We start from the raw sequence: 16,912 nt of genomic DNA on the forward strand, positions 1-16,912 counted from the left end.
CTGAGAGGTCGCGATGATGTGTCAGCATCAGCCTAAGTGTCCGTCCCCCGACGCCTCCGACCGCGTTTCCGCCCACGTCGTGGCGGCCCACCCGGAACAGGGCTGGAGCCTGCTGTGCAACGGCGTCGTGCTGTTCGAGGACCTCGGCCTGCTGCTCCCCGACGGCAGCGCCGCGCGCTGACCCTCGTTACGCCGCATGCCTCCCGGGCAAGGGTGAGGCATGACGAACGGGGATCTCTACGCGTACGCCGACCTGCTCGACGGGGATGAGAAACAGATAATCGAGCGGGTACGCGAGTTCATGACCGATCGGGTCGCGCCGATCGCCGACGACCAGTGGACCAGGGCCGAGTTCCCACACCAGCTCGTGCCCGAGTTCGCCAAGCTCGACGTCGCGGGCCTCGCCTTCCGGGGCGCGCGCAGTCTGCTGACCGGTTTCGTCGTGCTGGAGATGAACCGGGTCGACCCCTCGTGGGGCACCTTCTTCGGAGTGCACACGGGCCTGGCCATGGGCAGTGTCGCCCGGCTGGGCTCCGAGGAGCAGCGCGAGCGCTGGCTGCCGCGGATGGCCCAGATGGACAAGATCGGCGCCTTCGCGCTGACCGAGCCGACCGGCGGATCGGACGTCGCCGCCGGGCTCCGCACCACCGCCCGTCGTGAGGGCGACACGTGGGTGCTCAACGGGGCCAAACGCTGGATCGGCAACGCGACGTTCGCCGACTATGTCGTCGTCTGGGCCAAAGACGAGGGCGACGGGCAGGTCAAGGGGTTCGTGGTCGACCGGGGCTCGCCCGGCTTCACCGCCACCAAGATCGAGAACAAGATCGCGCTGCGGACCGTCCAGAACGCCGACATCACGCTGGAGAACGTGCTCGTGCCGGAGGAGAACCGGCTGGCCGGGGCCTCCTCGTTCAAGGACACCGCGACGATCCTGCGGCAGACGCGGGGCGGCGTCGCCTGGCAGGCCGTCGGGTGCATGATCGGCGCCTATGAGCGGGCGCTGGCGTACTCGAAGGAGCGCGAGCAGTTCGGACGGCCCATCGCGGCCTTCCAGCTCGTGCAGGACCTGCTGGTGCGCATGCTCGGCAACGTGACCGCCTCGCTCGGCATGGTGGTCCGCCTGGCCCAGCTCCAGGACGACGGCGTCTACCGCGACGAGCACTCGGCGCTGGCCAAGGCGTTCTGCACGGCCCGGATGCGCGAGGCCGTCGGGTGGGGGCGGGAGATCATGGCCGGCAACGGGATCGTGCTCGACTACGGCATGGGCCGGTTCGTCGCCGACTCCGAGGCCATCTACAGCTACGAGGGCACCCGGGAGATCAACACCCTCATCGTCGGACGGGCCGTCACGGGCGAGAGCGCCTTCGTCTAGGCCGCCCAGAGACGTCGCACGCTCCCGGTCACCGGGCCGGGGGCGGGGGCGCGGGGCCCGGTTCGTACCAGCACGGGTTTCCCCGGGAAAGCCGTCGCGCCCGACCTGATGACGTAGTCGACCTCGGTGGTGAGCAGCGACGGCCAGCGCATCAGGCCCAGGGTGGTGCGGATCTGGAGGTCGGCGAACGCGGCGCCCAGGCAGCGCCGCTGGCCGACGCCGTAGGGCAGGAACGCGTAGGGGTTGACCTTGGCGCCGGTCCAGCGGGCGGGACGGTAGACCTCCGGGTCGGGGAAGGACGCCGGGTCGTGGTGTTCGAGCAGCGGCGTGGCGAACGCGAGCGCGCCCTTCGGGATCACGGTGGGGCCGACCCTGATGTCGCGGGCCACCCGGCGCGGGAGGCTGAACGGCACGGTCGGGATCAGCCGCTGCGACTCCCGCACGGCCGCGTCGAGCTCCTGCTCGGTGTCGGGTAGGGCGCCGGGGGTGCCGAGGATGGTCAGCAGCGCCCACGTCATCGACATGGCGGTGGTCTCGAACCCGGCCGAGAACAGGCCGTGCAACTCGCCGGCGATCTCCGGGGTGCTGAGCCGGTCGCCGTTGTCGTCGACGGTGTGACAGAGGATCGACAGGGCGTCGCGACGGGCGTCGTCGGCCCGTTTGCGCTCGATGAGCAGCTCCAGCCGGTCGTAGACCGAGGCGAGGTGGCGCAGCCAGCGGCCGTGGGGGGTCCAGGCGGCCTCGCTCCGGAACAGCAGCACCAGCGGGTTCTGGAACGCCCGGAGCAACCGCGCGACGTCGTTCGCCAGTTCGACGTTGGCGTCGTCGACGTCGATGCCGAGCAGGCAGACCAGCATGTTGGCGCGGGTGATGTCGACGAACTCGGCCGCCATGTCGAACGGCTCGCCGTCGGTCCGCGCGAAGCGGGACCGTTTGAACGTCTCGGCGAAGACCGTGGCGTAGTGGTCCATCGCGCTCTTGTGCGTGATCGGCATCAGCAGCCGGCGCGACCGGCGGTGCCGCTCGCCGTTGAAGGTGATGACCGCGTCGAACATCTTCGACCAGGGGCGGCCCTGCGGGAGGGCGAAGATGCCGTCGCTGAGCCGCTCGAACACGTCGTTCTCGGTGAAGTAGCTGCGCGCGCCCTCCTCCCCGCGGAGCAGCACGACCGACCCGTTTCCGCCGGTCAGCGGGACGACGGGGCCGGGGAACCGGGTGGCCACGTGGTCGAGGGCGTACCAGGCGTTGTGCCGGAGGAACCGGAGGTTGTTGACGATCGGGATCCCGCGTGGCCCGGCCGCGTCGATCCGCAGCGAGGTGTCGAACATCGTGCCCATGCCGCGTCCCGCTTTCCGTGCGCTCAGGCGGAGCGTATGCGCGGTCTTCGGCCCGATCAAGAAAACTTCATGTGAACGGGCGGGCCCTCCGGGGAGGACCCGCCCGCGTCGATCACTTACTCAGGGACTACTTGCCACCCTTGAGGACGGTCTTCGACAGGTCGTTCAGGGCCGACTGGAGGCGGGCCTGAGCGGGGTCGGACTTCTTCAGGAGGGCGGCGGCGGTCTTCAGGGCCACCGAGGCGAGCAGCTTCTTGTGGCGGTCCTTCAGACGCTGGGCCTCGTCGATCAGGGCGTCGACGGCCTTGGCCTGGAGCTTGTCCAGACCCGCGCGCTCGGCCTGCACCTGGTAGGCGCGGACGAGCTCGAAGCTCGACTCCCACGACAGTCGCGGCTGACCCTGCGCGTTGAACAGGTTCAGCTTGACCGTCTGCGCGGCGTCGATCTCCTCCTTGGCCACGGCGGGGGTCGGGACCAGCTTGAAGGCGTCGAAGCCACGCGCGATCTCGCTGCCGTAGATCTGGCCGTTGTACCAGTACGCCGACCAGAAACCACCCAGCGTCAGCGCGGAGGCGTTGACCGGGCCGCGGTCGAAGTAGCCGAGCTCCTTCGGGTTGGCCGAGTCGGTGAAGTCCCAGAGCGAGATGCCGCCCTGGTACCACGCCTGCACCATGATGTCGCGACCGGGGATCGGGACCAGCGAGCCGTTGTGGGCGACGCAGTTCTCGGCGGTCGTCTGGGGCGCCGGGAGCTTGTAGTAGCTCTGGAACACCAGCTTGCCGTCCACGATGTTGTAGATGGAGTTGGCGCCCCACGACGGCAGGTCGGTGTCCCGGCAGCGAGCGCCGGAGCCACCGCCCCACTCGTCGGTGAAGACGACCTTGGTGCCGTCGTTGTTGAAGGTCGCCGAGTGCCAGTAGGCGTAGTTCGGGTCGGCGACCGCGTCCAGGCGCTTGGGGTTCTCCGGGTCCTTGATGTCGATCAGGATGCCGTTGCCGGCGCAGGCGCCGGCGGCCAGCCCGATCTCCGGGTACGCGGTGATGTCGTGGCACTGGTTGGTCACCGGGCGGGGCGACCAGTTCGTGCCCGACGGGTGCTGCGCCGTCGGCGGGGTGTTCTGCAGGCCGTCGATCGCACCGGTCTCCGGGTTGGCGAACAGGCGCGGCTGGGCCACGACCGCGGCGGTCTCCGGGTTCTTCAGCGGAACCTTGATGACCTCGATCCGCCACAGGGAGGTGTTCGGGTCGGTCGCGGCGGTGTTGGCGCAACCGGCCAGCTCGTCACCGGACCTGACACTGGAGGTGCCCTGAACGTAGACGTAGACGTTCTTCTTGTCCTTGGGGCTGGTCACGACCGTGTGGGTGTGCGAACCACGGCAGGTCTGCACGGCCGCCACCTGCGTCGGGGCGTTGATGTCGCTGATGTCGAAGACGCGGACACCGCGGAACCGCTCGGGGTTCACGGTGCCGGGAGCGCCCTGCGTGCCGCAGTCGATCCGGCCGCGGGTCTCCTCGACCGACATGAAGAGCAGGTTGCCGTAGACGGACAGGTCACCCTGGCCGCCCGGGCACACCACCGACGTCTTCAGGACCGGATCGGCGCCGGTGCTGATGTCGTAGATGTTGAACCCGTTGTAGTTGCCCGCGAAGGCGTAGTTCCCGCTGAACGCCAGGTCGGAGTTGGCGAACGAGGAGCTGCCCGGACTGTCGGGGTTGACGAACCCGGCGGGCTTGTCGTTGTGCTTGGTCAGTTCGAGGCCGCTGGCGGCGGACTGTGCGTCCAGCCAGCCGGCTCCTAGGCCGACACGCGGATCATCGGCGGCCTGGGCGGCAGTGGGCAGGAAACCTGCCACTAACGCTCCGGCAGCGGCGATGACCCCGAGGGTGCGGAGTCGCAAGGGGCCGTCCCTTCAGAGGGGTCCTATGTGGTATTTCACCGCGTACCGTAACTGAAAGGGTCTTGATGTTCTATACGTAGACATATCTACTTTTCCGGACAGATGCCGACGGTACAGCGGAAGCAGCCCCACACCATGAGCCAATCGCGCCGACTGAGCGCCTTGTTGCTGGTCTCCGGCCTGGTCCTCGCCGGGTGCAGCGAGGACGCCCCGCCCCCGGCCCCGAACGCGCCGTTGGTCGTCCAGCCCGGCGCCCCCGGGCAGGCCGCCAAGACGCTCCCGGGCACCGCCATGCCCTCTGTCAGCGAGGCCCCGTTCACCGCCGCCGACGTGCTCTTCTTCCAGGGGATGATCCCCCACCACGGGCAGGCGCTCCGGATGACCTCGCTCGTGCCCTCCCGCACCAAGAACCGCGACGTGACCCTGATCGCGCAGCGCATCTCGTCCACGCAGGAGGACGAGATGACCCAGATGCGGAAGTGGCTGACGTCCCGGGGGCAGGACGTGCCGTCGGCCGACCACGGCCACGGAGCCGGCCGGCTGATGCCCGGAATGCTCACCGAGGAGCAGTTCGACCGGCTGGAGAAGGCGAAGGACGGCGAGTTCGACCGGCTCTTCACCCAGTTCATGATCGGCCACCACATGGGCGCCCTGGAGATGGTGGAGAAACTGTTCGCCGCGAGCGGCGGCCAGGAGACCGAGACCTACGTCTTCGCCACCCACATCGACTCCGACCAGCGCATCGAGATCGACCGGATGCAGCAGCTGCTGGCCACGATGGGCGGCCCGCTCCAGTAGGCCCCCGGAGAAACCTGCACCGCCCGGGTGATGACCCGGGCGGTGGAGGCGGGAGCCACTAGGGGCTAGTCCCAGTAGTAGTACTCCTCGACGTAGTAGTCGTCGTCCCAGTCGTCCCAGCCGTCCCAGTCGTCGTAGTAGTAGTCGTCGTAGTAGTAGTCGTCGTAGTAGTAGTCGTCGTCCCAGTAGTCCCAGTCGTCGTAGGTCGTGGACGCGGGCTGGGCGACCGTGCTCACCGCGGTAGTAGTCGCGGTAGTGGCCGTTTCGGCATCCGCCGCAGAGATCGGCCCCAGGACCAGGGCCGCCGCACCGAGGACCCCCGCCCCCACCGTCGCGACTCGCTTACCGTTCATGGCTTCTCCTCCTAGGATTCGCCTGGCTTGCCCCTCCAGGCTTTCCGACGACCGGCAAGCGGCGCGAGAGGGCGTGGCGTTCATTTGACGGGAGGAGGGCGAGGTTCTGGGTGCGGGTTGAGGGGGTGCTTTTATGTACGGCTTATTGAGCTACGTCCAAGTGCGGCCTACAAGAGGGTCGATTGGGGACGGATGGGGAGAATGTCCGGGAAGCCCTTGGGCGGCGAAGGTCCGGCCCATCACGTGTCGGTAAAGCCCTTACGCGGCCCTTATCCCACCGGGCCTCCCCGAACATGATCCACCGCCCGGGCGACGACCCGGGCGGTGGCAGGAACCCTCAGTACCACCAGCCGTAGTTGTAGTCGTGGTAGTGGTGGTGATGGTGGTGATGGTGGCCGTCGTCCCAGTGGTGGTGGGCCGGGAACACACTGGCCGACGTGCTCACCGCCGTCGTGGTCGCCGGGGTCGCGGCCTCGGCGGCCGACGCCATTGACACCGGGGCCACGATCAGGGCCGCCGCTCCGAGGAACCCCGCCCCCACCATCGCGACTCGCCGCTTTCCGTTCATGGGCTTCTCCTCTGGATCGTCCCGAGATTGGTTTACAGTTCTACTTTTTTCTGGTCGGGGCGTAATAGCGAGCGATATGGGCCGATTTGACGGTAGTTGGCGGAGGTTGTGTGCGATGTTGGGTTTGATTTCCCTGGGGAGGTCGCGCGAGGCCTTTCCTTGACCTTCGCGAAGGAAGCGCGGGAGGTACGGCGCTGGTGACGGCGCATTCACCTGCGGCGCAGGGGTTCGCCTTTCACGCCGGGGTAACGACGAGGGCGCTCCGCCTGCCGAAGGCCCAGATCGTCAGGGCGAAGACCGACGCGACCATGCCCGCCAGGCACACCGCCCGCCACTGCCCCACCGACCACAGCACCGAGGCCGCCGCCGATCCGATCGCGCCGCCGACGAAGTTGCCCGTCACGAACGCGGTGTTCAGCCGGCTGCGCGCCTCGTGGGACACCGCGAAGACCCGGGTCTGGTTCAGGATGTTGAGGCCCTGCATCCCGGCGTCGATCAGCACCACGACCACCAGGACGAGCACCACCGACCGGCCCGCGAACCCGGCCAGGCCGAACGACAGCAGGACCAGCACCCAGCCGAGGCCGGTGGCGGGCATCGACCAGCCTCGGTCGTGCAGGCGGCCCGCCCGCTGGGCCGCCACGGCGCCGGCCAGGCCCGCCAGGCCGAACAGGCCGATCACCGAGACCGGGTAGCCGAAGGGCGGGGAGCTCAGCAGGAAGGTCAGGGACGTCCAGAACATGGTGAAGATCGCGAAGCCCGTGCAAGAGAGGGCGAGGGTCCACCGGACGACCCGTTCGCGGCGCACCGTCGAGAACACCGACGCGATCAACCGGTGGTAGGGCAGCCGGGTCTTGGGCTCCAGCTCGGGGAGCGCCCGGTAGAGCAGCACCGCGAGGGTCAGGGCCAGGACCGACGCCGCCAGGAAGATGGTGCGCCACCCGGCGAACTCGGCGACCAGGCCGCTGATCGTCCGGCTGAGCAGGATGCCCGTCAGGATGCCCGACGTCACGGCGCCGACCACGTGGCCACGGCGGGCCGGGTCGGCCAGGTCGCCGGCCAGCGGGGTCAGCAGCTGCCCGGCCACCGTCGTGATCCCCATCAGCGTGATCGCGCCCAGCAGCAGGCCGAACGTCGGCGCCAGCGCGCACAGCACCAGCATCACCGCCGACACCACCAGCATCACCGGGATCAGCTTGCGCCGGTCGAGCACGTCGCCCAGCGGGACGAAGAGCAGGATGCCCACGGCGTAGCCGACCTGGGTGGCCGTCACCAGCAGGCCCGCGCCGGCCGTGGAAGCGCCGAGGTCGGCGGCGATGAAGTCGAGGAGAGGCTGGGCCCAGTAGAGGTTGCCGACCGCCGCGCCACCGGCGACGGCGAAGAGGAACGTCAGGCCGGGGGTCATGACCTGCGGTTGGGCTTTCACCCGGGACATGCTTGCACGCGCCACCTACCAGGGGCGAAACCGGGCGAACCTCACCACGGGAGTGCCGCGCCGGGCCCTTCGGGCGGGGGCGTGCGGGCGGTGTTCATGACCATGGCCAGGGTCGTGTAGTAGCCGGCCGTGGCGATCGCCCCGACCACGCGCTCCTCGCCGAAGACCGCCACCGCTTCGGCGTAGGTGGCGTCGGAGACGTCCTTCGTACGCTGGAGCTCGTCGACCAGGTTCCACATCGTGGCCAGGCGGCCGTCCGACGGGCGCTCGGCCCTGCCGATGGCGTCGACGTCATCGGGTGACACGCCTTTGGACAGAGCGATCGGGTGGTGGAAGGCCCACTCGTAGGACTGGTCCCAGTGCCGTGCCACGGTGAGGACGACCACCTCGACGAGGTCCTCGTCGAGCACGCCGCCGAACCGGATCGTCTCGCCGACGAGCTGCAGCCGCGTCATCAGCTCGGGGCTGCGCAGCAGCGGCACGAACGGGCCGGAGATCCCGCCGCGCGGCCCCTCGGTGATGCGCTCGATCGCGGCCCGCTGGGCCTCGGTCGGTTCGGCGGGGAAGGGCAGGCGGTTCGTATCAGTGGTCACTTATATAAGGTAGTCGGATGCGTGCCTTCGACGTCCTGGGAGACCCCGTCAGGCGGCGGATCCTCGAACTGCTCGCCGACGGGGAACGGTCGGCCGGGGAGCTGGGCGCGGTCGTCCAGGCTGAGTTCGGGATCTCCCAACCGGCCGTGTCGCAGCACCTCCGGGTGCTCCGCGAGAACGGCTTCGCGACCGTGCGGGTCGACGGGGCCCGGCGGCTCTACGCGGTCGACCCCGCGCCGCTCGCCGAGATCGACCGCTGGCTGACCCGGTACAGGAAGGATCAGCCGCTGTAGGCGGCGGTGCAGCCGCCGCTGCCGGGGTCGGGCTTCCCTGTCGCCACGACCTCCCCGTCGATGGTGATATGACAGGTCAGCTTCGCCCCATCGGCAGCCTCGGCCTCCACGAGCAGGTCGTCGAGGCTGGCGAGGTCGAGCTCCTTCTCGAAGGGCAGGACCATCCCCTTGCCGGACACGACCTCGCTGCCTTCGGCGTTCATCACTAAGTCGCCGGCGGTGGCGTCGGGCCGGTCGCCGGCGACCCACATCACGACCTCGTGGATGCCCTCGTCGTCGGACTCCCCGTACTGCTCCGCCGCGTATTCCGAGTGATCCGACGCCGAGGACTCGTCCCCGTCGTCGAACGCGGCGGGCACCCCCACCAGAGTCAGCAGCAGCGCGGCGCCCGTCACGATGGTGATGACCGTGCCCGTGTTGTGGTCGTCGCGGCCCCGTTCCCTGGCCCGGCGGCCGAGCACGGCGAAGATCAGCGCCGGGATCCACATGAGCCCGAAACTCGCGAATCCGAGAATGAAGGTGACCCATGCGGCGACCGTGTAGGCCTTGCCGACGTCACGATTGCGCTGCGGAGGATGGACGGGAGGCGCGTAGGCGACCGGGGGAGGCGGCGGGGCCGCGTAGGGCACGGCCGAGGGCATCAGGGGCATGCCCGGGATCGGGGGCAGGTCGCGCATGAGCTCGTTGAGATCGCCCCAGGTCACAGCGGTCTGCGCGGCCGCGAGCCGGGTCGAGAGTTCCCGGTCGTCGAGCCGCCCGACGGCGTAGTGCTCCCGCAGAACGGCGCAGGCGCGGTCGCGCTCCGCGTCGGATACCCGCATGTGCTGCAATTTCGACCTCCCCTGTATGCCATCCAAACTAGCTCAACCGCCATGGCGGGATTCGGGGGATTTTCCGAGAGAATCGGCTCCGGTGAATTGGCCTTGGGGTTTGCGGGACTGGTGCGACGTTAATTCACAACTTCTCGACATTTCCGGTTTTGTCGGTCGGTGCGCCTAAGGTCCGGGGGCATGACCTCAGCGACGCAGGCGTACAGCTACGCCGCGCCCTCCTCCCTCGTCGACGGGCGTCTCAGGCTTTCGACGCCCGGCGGGCGGGCCCTCTCCGGTCCGGTCGCGCTGCTCGGGGTCGCCGACGTGGAGGTCGCGCTGTGAGCACTACGACGGGGCAGATCGTCGGCCTGATCCGGCGGGGCCAGATCCACGAGCTCGGCAGGCGGCTGCTCACCCTGACCGAGGCCGAGCGCGGCGAGATCGGCCGCGCGTTGCCCGGCCTGGTGAAAGACCTGCGCGCCGAGAAGCTCGCGGAGCTGGCCGCGCGCGACTACGACGCCGACTGGGAGCGCGCCTGGGACGAAGGCTTCGAGGTCGACGAGATGCTCGACGACCTGGCCTCCGTCCTGCTTTTGGCCGGCATCGGCACCATCACCGGCCCGGCCGCCGCCGTCTCGTGGATCACCGGCCGCGACGTCAACCGCCGCCAGGCCGCCGGCCTCAACGTCGCCGACGCCGTCGAGGTCGCCGCGTCCCGCCCGATCGAGTGGCAGCGCGACGTCGCCGTACGGCTCGCGCGCCGCATCCGCCGTCCGAACGACCGGTTCGCGCCCCTGGCCGTGGCCCTGTTGCGCGCCTCCGGCGCCGAACCCCCCGACCACGACCCGCTGGTGGCCGCGTGGCTGCGGATGACGACCCACCCGAGAGACCCCCTGACGTCGGCCCTCCTCCTCCGGATCTTCGACGCCGAGGGCGCCGGCCGCGAACTGCGCGACGAACGTCTCACCCCGGCCCCCACCCGCTGGCTGGCCCGGGTCCGCAGAGACGTCCCCCGCGAGCGGGCCCTCGACGGCTGCGTCAGCCGCTTCCTGTGCGGCGGCGAACCGCAGGACCTCCGCTTCTTCGTCCGCCTCCACGACCTGCTCGCCCCGACCCCCGAAGAGACCGCCGGCCGCCTGCGCGACTACCTGCGCCTGCTCCCCTCGTCGCCCGGCCCCGTGGCCGAACTCGCCACCAGGCAGATCAAGGCCCTGTTCCCGATCGACCGCGCCGACCTGGTCGAGGCGGTCGAGTCGCTGACGTTCCGGGCCGAGGCGAAACTGGCCGCCATCGGGCTGCGCTGGCTCGACGCCGAACTCAAGCGCACCCCCTCGGCGGTGGCCGAGTTCGGGCCGGCGCTGGTGACGGCGTACGGCCACACGTCGTTCGACGTGCAGTCGCGGGCGGTCGACCTGACCCTCAAACACGTGACCGACGCCTCTCTGATCGCCGACGGGATCGCGACCCTGCCCGCTGATCTGGCCGCCCGGCTGTCCCGCTTCACCGGCGAGCGCTCGGGCGAGGAGCCCGCGCCGCCCATGACGTTCCCGCCGCTGCCCGAGGTCCCCGCGCCCAAGGCGTTCCCCGAACCGACGCTGTCGGCCTCGGGCGCGACGTGGATCGGCGCGGAGCGCTGGCTCGCCGCCTTCACCCGCGAGGCCGCCCGCGACCGCGCGGCGCTCCGCAGGTCGCTCAAGCGCCGCCACGAGTGGTGGCACCGGCCCGGCGTGTGGGCCGACCCCCGCGACTGGATGGCGGCCCTGTCGGCCGCGGTGATCACCCCCGGCCGGGCGCCGGACGAACCATCGCCGGCCCTGCCGACGCCCCGGCAGGTGGCGCCGCTGCACCTGTTCCTGCTGCACCGGTTCGGCGAGCTGTTCGACGCCCTGCGCGACGACGTGCTCCCGCCCGTCCTGCTGGCGACCCCGACTCTCGACAACGGCCACCTCGACCCTGAGGTCCTGGTCGACCGGCTGGAGCTTTGCGCCGAAGCCGGCCGTGCGCCGCTCCCGGCCGACCTGGCCCAGGCGCTGATGCGCCTGCCGAGAGGCGCCCACCCGGCGGCGGCCGAGAGAGCCGCGAAGGTCGATTCTGCGGCGGCGAAGACGGCGGCCGAGTGGCTGGCCGGCGGGGGCCTGCCCGACCCGGTGACCGGGGTCGACTGGACCGAACCCGGCGACCACGACCGCGTGACCCCACTCCTGCGGCTCGCGGCTCCCACGGGCGACCACTTGATCGACGAGGTCATGCTGGCCGGGCCCCGGCGACACGTGTCCGACGAGTTCACCGGCCAGCTGGACTGGTACGCCTCGATGGTGCCGTCGCACCGCGAGGTGGCGTCGGTCAACTGCCTGGCCCAGATCAGAACGCCGTGGTCCGACCACCGCCTCACCGTGGCCGCTTTCACCCACCACGCCGCCACCGACGGCCCGCTGGGCGACGCGACCGCCGTCATCCTCGGCGTCTTCCTGGCCGACGGCGCCTCCGACGACGCGCCGATCCGCCTGCTGCTCGACCTGGCCGCCCGCGACGCCCTCCCCACCGAGGCCCTCGCCCGCCAGCTGAGCGCGCTGGTCCTGCGCGACCGGCTGGGCCTGCGCCCGTTGATCGCCGCCCTGACCGAACTGGCCCAGGAGGGCGCGCCCCACCAGGTGTGGGCCCTGCTGCGCAGGCTGCTGCCCCACGTGCTCCCCCGCGCGGGCCGACGGGCCACCACCCCCCAATCGGAGGCGGTCGCCTTCGCGACCGAACTGGCGTCGTGGATCGGCGCGACCGGCGAGATCCCTGAGGTCACGATCTACGCGGCGAACGAGAACAAGAGCCGCTTCACGAGAGAGTGCCGCCGCCTGCGAGACCGACTGGCCCCGCGCTGAACCCGCCGATCGCCTCGCCAGACGTGATGCGTCTGCGCCGAAGATCCCTCTCCCGGGTGACCTCCCCGCACCGCCAGGGGGACGCGTCCCCGGCCGGGCCTCCCTAGCGTGGGACGTCGCCTTCAGTGGGGAGATGACATGCGTCGCGGTAGGGAACGGGCGATGTGGCTGGCCGTGGGGATCGCCGCCGGGCTGGTCGCCGGCGGGGCCGGGGTGGCGGTCGCGGTGGCCGACGACCTGCGGATCACGGCCTGCGTCGGAGCCGACGGGGTGCTCCGCGTGCCGGGGCCGATCGAGCAGACGATGCTGCGGCCGGTGCCGACCGAGCCGCCCGGCGACACGTGCCCGCCGGGCTACCAGCAGATCACCTGGAACCAGACCGGCCCCACCGGCCCGATCGGGCCGACCGGCCGCACCGGTGCACAGGGGCCCGCCGGCTCGGAGGGCCCGGCCGGTCCGCAGGGTCCCGCCGGGCCGCAAGGGGAGCCGGGGCTCACCGGCCCGCAGGGCGCGCAGGGAGCGAAGGGCGACCAAGGGGCCTCGGGTCCCCAGGGCCCGCAGGGTGAGCGGGGCGCGGCGGGCGCCGACGGCATCGCCGGGTTGCAGAAGGTCGTCGCGTCCACCAAGTACGCGGCCAACACGGCCGGCACGACCATCGCCAAGTGCCCGGCCGGCAAGGTGCTGATCGACTCCGACTTCCAGGTCTCGTCCCAGTTCGTCCCGCTGCTCAACCCCCACTCGGTCGCCTGGGCGCGGCTCTACTCGCAGACGGGCGGGCCGCTCGACGACGCGGTGAACGTCCTGTTCCCGGTCAACAACACCAACGGCACCGTCACGGTCACGGTCACGGCGCTCTGCGGGCAGCCGTAAGGGAGGGACTTATCGCTTATGGGTCAGTTGACGGCCGTGATCAGTGGTGGAGCATGAAGCCGTGCCCCTGCCAAGATCACAGCCGTCCTCCCCGGCGTCTGGAACGGTCCTGACGTGAGGAAGTCACGCAGCCCGTCGCCGGTGCGCAAGAGCAAACGGGAGCCGATCCTCTTCGAAGCCCCGGCCGAGACGATCGAGATCCAGGAGATCGACCCGCCGCCGGTGCTCGAACAGGTCGTGCGCGACTATTCGTACCCGAACACCTCGATCGTCGTGCGGCTCGACTACCGGGCGACCTCGGCGCTGCTGAACCAGGTCGGGATGGCGGGCTGTCTGCAGCACCTCTGCAGCGCGCTCGGCCAGCACAACCCCGAGCTCGGCCGGCAGCTGGTCGACCGGTTCTCGCCGGTCCAGCTCGCGTGGCTGCTGCGGGCGTTGACGATCTACGGCCAGAACGCCGGGAAGCTGACCGATCTGGGCGTCGAGCTCCCCACGGTGGTGCGGCGGCTGCTTCACATGGTCCGGCGCGATGTGCTCACGCAGCCGGGCACGGCCGGGAACGGATTCGAGAACGAGGTCGTCCTGTGCGGCGGCTGGATGCAGGCCTCGCTGTGCGCCGTGCCGCTGGAGGTGGAGCCGAAGGTCCTCGCGGAGCTCAACGGGCTCTACTTCCCGGGCGGGCTCCCGGGCAGGCGACAGCTGATCGGGGCGCTCGACCCCGACCTGCTGCGCACGGGGCTGCGGACGGCCCTGACCACGGTCCTCGACGACCAGCTCAAACCATGGGACCCGCCGCCCGGCCGGCAGCTCGAACGGGTCGACTTCGCCGAGATGGCGAAGATCGCCGACTTCCTGCAGGGGTTCATCTGCACGGTGCTCAGCCCCTTCCCGCTGGCCTACGCCGACGGCCCCCTCTACGGCGCCCCCTACTCCGGCTGCTTGGCCAGTTCGGAGGAGGTGGCCGTCGACACCGACAGGCTGCTCGGCTGGATGTGGAACCGCGGCACCCGCGTCGGGCGTGACCCGAACTACGGGGCGCCCATGAAGGTCGCGAACTACCACCCGGGCCGGCCCGCCGACCAGGAGGCGCTCACGCAGATCTACGCCGACCTGCTGAGCGACCCCGAATTCGCCGGGAAGGTGGCCCGGCTGATCAACCACACGCCCCAGCACGCGGCGGCCGACGGCATGACCTACCTGCTGCCCTGCTATCCGAACCCGGCCGTGCGGTCGCGCGAGATCTGGCGGTGGCGGATGACGCACACCCTGATCCACGAATTCATGCACCACATCACCCACCCCAACGTCGTCGAGGCGGCCGAGGGCGTGGACCAGCCGCAGATCCTCAAGGAGGGCTTCGTCGAGGTGTTCACGGCGCTGGTGATGCGGCGACTGTCCGACCGCGCCGCGAACGACCCGGAACTGCGGGCCCTCATCCTCGGTCCGGGCACGCCGTGGACGCCCCCTCCCGCCGCCTACCTCAAGGCCGGCTACGGCCAGGACGGCGCCGACGCGCAGCAGATCGCCGACGTGCTCGGCCAGGGCAACGTGGCGGTCGGCTTCTTCCTCGGCGACCTGAAACGCCTGGCGATCATGGAGCATCAGTGAACCGAGGACGGCAGATGACGCTGACCAAGACCAAGCGCGGCGCCGACGATCCGGGGCTGGACGAGCGGTTGCGCGACGGCGTCGAGGCGGCGTTCCGGTCGCTGGAGGCCGAGCTGCTGGGCGACGGGCCGCTCGGCTCGCACTGGATCAACGTCGCCGGCCTGTCCCTGCCGCAGCAGGCCTGGCTGGTGCACGCCCTCCACCTGCTGACGCGCAACCCGGCCGACTACCAGCGCGCGCCCGCCGTGGCCCGGCTGGTCGGGCACGCGCGCCGATACACCGCCGAGCCCGGCGGCGACGCCTTCGAGCGCGAGGTGCTGGCCGTGAGCGGCTGGACCGAGGCGGTCTTCCCCGCCACGCTCACCCTGCCGGAGCCCGCCGACCTGTCCGTCGAACCGGCCGACCATGCGTGGATCTCGGCGGAGGTCGACCGCCGTCTCGCCGCCGCCCCCGAGGGCTTCCTCGACCCGATCGCCGCCGCCGACCTGGGGGCCGTCGTCCAGGCCGGGCTCCGCGCCGAGTTCCCCGGCAACCGTTACGAGGGCCCGCTCTACGACGGGTACGACCTGAGCTCCCGCGTCCGCGACTCCGTCGAATTGCCCGACGGCCCGGCGGCGCGGGCGGCCTACCTGGCGATGCTCGGCGGCGACCCGGCCGTGCTCGACGCCGACGCCGATCTGGCCGGGCGCGTCGGGCGGCTGATCACCCGGGACGTCTCCCACGGGCCGGGCCGGGAGGTGTGCGTACCGGCGGCGGACAGGGCGTTGCTGACCCACGCCTTCCTGCATGTGCTGGTCCATCCGGGGTTCCGCGCGCGGGCCGGATGGCTGGAGGAGGACCTGGTCACCCTGTTCACCGCCGAATACGGCGACGGCGTCCCGCCCGCCGAGGGGCCGGCGGTGACGCTGCTGGAGGAGCTCGGGTCCGACCGGTTGAAGGTGGCGATCTTCTTCGGCCGGACCGAGTTCCTCGGCGTCTAGTGCTGATCGGGGATCGTGTGGCGGTGGCGCTGGTTCCACGGGACACCGGCGACCTCGAAGACGTCGAACACCGCCTGGGCCAGCGCCTCGGGGTTCGGCATCGGCTCGTCGGTGTCGAGGACCTCCCTGATGAGGGTGGCGCGGGTGTCGGTGAAGCTCATCCCCTCGGCCCCCGGCATGAAGTGCTGGGCGTCCTCCGACCAGGTGACCGCGGTGGCGACGCGGGAGTAGAAGGGACTGGTGAGCATGACGCCCTCGCCGGGCGGCAGCAGCGAGTTGATCGCGGTGAGCAGCCGGTCGCCGACCACGTCGGGGCCGCCGTCCTGGGCGTCGGCGGCGGTCAGGTAGTAGAGCATCAGTTTGTCGGTCTTGACGGGGCTGTCCGCCGGAGTCTCGGACAGGAAGACCTTCAGCTTCTCGAAGTAAGGGCCCACCTGGGCGTCGCCGAACAGCGTGGTCAGCCCCATGGCCAGCGTCAGCGCCGTCTCCTGGCTCCGCACGTTGACCGCCAGGCGACGGGCCCGCCGGGCGTTCCTGGCGGGGTCGAAGGGGTGCTGGAGGTTGGCGACGTGGAAGTAGTCGCCCGCCGCGGCGGCCTGCAGCAGGTCGGGGTCGTCCTGCGAAAAGACGGAGAAACGGCTGGTCTGCAGGCCGAGAGAGGCGAGGGCGGCGATCGTGCCCTCGCCGAGCGGTTCGCGCAGGTAGTCGGCGTCCTGCAGGGGGTCGTCGGTGCTCATCAGGCCGTAGAGCATCCGCTCGCTCATCGATCGGTCGCGCGCGCCGGTCGCCCCGTCGTAGTAGACCTCCCACAGGGCCTGGAAGAACTCCAGGTCACGCTGGTAGTTCACCGATCGCCGGTCGGCGTCGGTCAGTGTCTCGCCCGGTTGGCGAGGGGACGCCGGGCCGGGCAGCGGGGCCGGTTGCGGCACGTCCCACAGGCGCAGCGGCGGGACCTCGCCGACCGGGTCGACTTCAACCGGGTCGGCTTCGACCGAGTCGGCTTCGACCGAGTCGGCCTCGACCGGGTCGGCCTCCGGAATCCGCACCTCGGGCGCGCTGCCGGAGCGCGCCCTCGGCCGGACCGGGGCGGATGCGCTGCGTTTCTTCTTGAACGCCATGGGGC

The 16,912-nt window shown here is 70.7% G+C and carries 17 protein-coding genes; 9 read left to right on the plus strand and 8 right to left on the minus strand.

What is annotated here, in order from left to right; all coding sequences use genetic code 11:
- Positions 1-16: 16 nt before the first annotated feature.
- Complete coding sequence (locus FDA94_RS40385) at positions 17-181, plus strand: DUF5999 family protein (RefSeq protein WP_202610206.1); 165 nt, start codon at positions 17-19, stop codon at positions 179-181.
- A 39-nt stretch (positions 182-220) separates the two neighbouring features.
- On the plus strand, positions 221-1,372 hold the full coding sequence (locus tag FDA94_RS09340; RefSeq protein ID WP_137246642.1) for an acyl-CoA dehydrogenase family protein: 1,152 nt from the start codon (positions 221-223) through the stop codon (positions 1,370-1,372).
- Here the strand turns inward: FDA94_RS09340 and FDA94_RS09345 are convergent.
- Together FDA94_RS09345 and FDA94_RS09350 are read right to left on the minus strand one after the other, a co-directional pair.
- Entirely contained in the window at positions 1,369-2,709 is a 1,341-nt protein-coding gene (locus FDA94_RS09345; RefSeq protein WP_137246643.1) for a cytochrome P450, read from the minus strand. The two genes, FDA94_RS09340 and FDA94_RS09345, sit on opposite strands and share 4 nt — an antisense overlap.
- Before the next feature lie 127 nt (positions 2,710-2,836).
- Complete coding sequence (locus tag FDA94_RS09350) at positions 2,837-4,561, minus strand: LVIVD repeat-containing protein (RefSeq protein ID WP_246059688.1); 1,725 nt, start codon at positions 4,559-4,561, stop codon at positions 2,837-2,839.
- A 180-nt stretch (positions 4,562-4,741) separates the two neighbouring features.
- On the opposite strand from FDA94_RS09350, the gene FDA94_RS09355 reads away from it, so the two are divergent.
- The gene (locus tag FDA94_RS09355; protein WP_170990856.1) at positions 4,742-5,404 is read left to right on the plus strand and encodes a DUF305 domain-containing protein; all 663 of its coding nucleotides are present in this window, start codon (positions 4,742-4,744) and stop codon (positions 5,402-5,404) included.
- A 65-nt stretch (positions 5,405-5,469) separates the two neighbouring features.
- On the opposite strand, the gene FDA94_RS39055 is transcribed toward FDA94_RS09355, so the two are convergent.
- The 4 genes from FDA94_RS39055 to FDA94_RS09375 form a co-directional block, all read right to left on the minus strand.
- Complete coding sequence (locus FDA94_RS39055; RefSeq protein ID WP_170990857.1) at positions 5,470-5,757, minus strand: hypothetical protein; 288 nt, start codon at positions 5,755-5,757, stop codon at positions 5,470-5,472.
- 337 nt (positions 5,758-6,094) lie between these two features.
- Positions 6,095-6,325, minus strand: coding sequence for a hypothetical protein (locus FDA94_RS09365; RefSeq protein ID WP_137246645.1), 231 nt, complete (start codon positions 6,323-6,325; stop codon positions 6,095-6,097).
- Between the two features lie 235 nt (positions 6,326-6,560).
- Positions 6,561-7,751 carry an MFS transporter gene (locus tag FDA94_RS09370; protein WP_212735244.1) on the minus strand — a complete coding sequence of 397 codons (1,191 nt, stop codon included), beginning with the start codon at positions 7,749-7,751 and terminating at the stop codon, positions 6,561-6,563.
- A 50-nt stretch (positions 7,752-7,801) separates the two neighbouring features.
- Entirely contained in the window at positions 7,802-8,353 is a 552-nt protein-coding gene (locus FDA94_RS09375) for a carboxymuconolactone decarboxylase family protein (RefSeq protein ID WP_137246647.1), read from the minus strand.
- 17 nt (positions 8,354-8,370) lie between these two features.
- Between FDA94_RS09375 and FDA94_RS09380 the strand changes: the two genes are divergently transcribed.
- The gene (locus tag FDA94_RS09380) at positions 8,371-8,646 is read left to right on the plus strand and encodes an ArsR/SmtB family transcription factor (RefSeq protein WP_137246648.1); all 276 of its coding nucleotides are present in this window, start codon (positions 8,371-8,373) and stop codon (positions 8,644-8,646) included.
- On the opposite strand, the gene FDA94_RS09385 is transcribed toward FDA94_RS09380, so the two are convergent.
- Positions 8,634-9,467 carry a DUF1707 SHOCT-like domain-containing protein gene (locus tag FDA94_RS09385; protein ID WP_137246649.1) on the minus strand — a complete coding sequence of 278 codons (834 nt, stop codon included), beginning with the start codon at positions 9,465-9,467 and terminating at the stop codon, positions 8,634-8,636. The two genes, FDA94_RS09380 and FDA94_RS09385, sit on opposite strands and share 13 nt — an antisense overlap.
- 189 nt (positions 9,468-9,656) lie before the next feature.
- Between FDA94_RS09385 and FDA94_RS39060 the strand changes: the two genes are divergently transcribed.
- From FDA94_RS39060 to FDA94_RS09405, 5 genes are all read left to right on the plus strand, one after another.
- On the plus strand, positions 9,657-9,800 hold the full coding sequence (locus tag FDA94_RS39060) for a hypothetical protein (RefSeq protein WP_170990841.1): 144 nt from the start codon (positions 9,657-9,659) through the stop codon (positions 9,798-9,800).
- Positions 9,797-12,331 (plus strand): hypothetical protein, encoded by a 2,535-nt coding sequence (locus tag FDA94_RS09390; RefSeq protein WP_137246650.1) that lies wholly within the window; start codon positions 9,797-9,799, stop codon positions 12,329-12,331. Before FDA94_RS39060 ends, FDA94_RS09390 begins: the two co-directional genes overlap by 4 nt.
- A 138-nt stretch (positions 12,332-12,469) precedes the next feature.
- The gene (locus FDA94_RS09395; protein ID WP_137246651.1) at positions 12,470-13,201 is read left to right on the plus strand and encodes a collagen-like domain-containing protein; all 732 of its coding nucleotides are present in this window, start codon (positions 12,470-12,472) and stop codon (positions 13,199-13,201) included.
- A gap of 114 nt (positions 13,202-13,315) precedes the next feature.
- On the plus strand, positions 13,316-14,809 hold the full coding sequence (locus FDA94_RS09400) for a hypothetical protein (protein WP_137246652.1): 1,494 nt from the start codon (positions 13,316-13,318) through the stop codon (positions 14,807-14,809).
- Positions 14,806-15,789 carry a hypothetical protein gene (locus FDA94_RS09405; protein WP_170990858.1) on the plus strand — a complete coding sequence of 328 codons (984 nt, stop codon included), beginning with the start codon at positions 14,806-14,808 and terminating at the stop codon, positions 15,787-15,789. The genes FDA94_RS09400 and FDA94_RS09405 overlap by 4 nt, the downstream gene beginning before the upstream one ends.
- Here FDA94_RS09405 and FDA94_RS09410 read toward each other — a convergent pair.
- The gene (locus tag FDA94_RS09410) at positions 15,786-16,907 is read right to left on the minus strand and encodes a hypothetical protein (RefSeq protein WP_137246654.1); all 1,122 of its coding nucleotides are present in this window, start codon (positions 16,905-16,907) and stop codon (positions 15,786-15,788) included. The two genes, FDA94_RS09405 and FDA94_RS09410, sit on opposite strands and share 4 nt — an antisense overlap.
- Positions 16,908-16,912 lie beyond the last annotated feature (5 nt).

This window comes from Herbidospora galbida (genome assembly GCF_005233835.1).
Taxonomy (GTDB): Bacteria; Actinomycetota; Actinomycetes; order Streptosporangiales; family Streptosporangiaceae; genus Herbidospora; species Herbidospora galbida.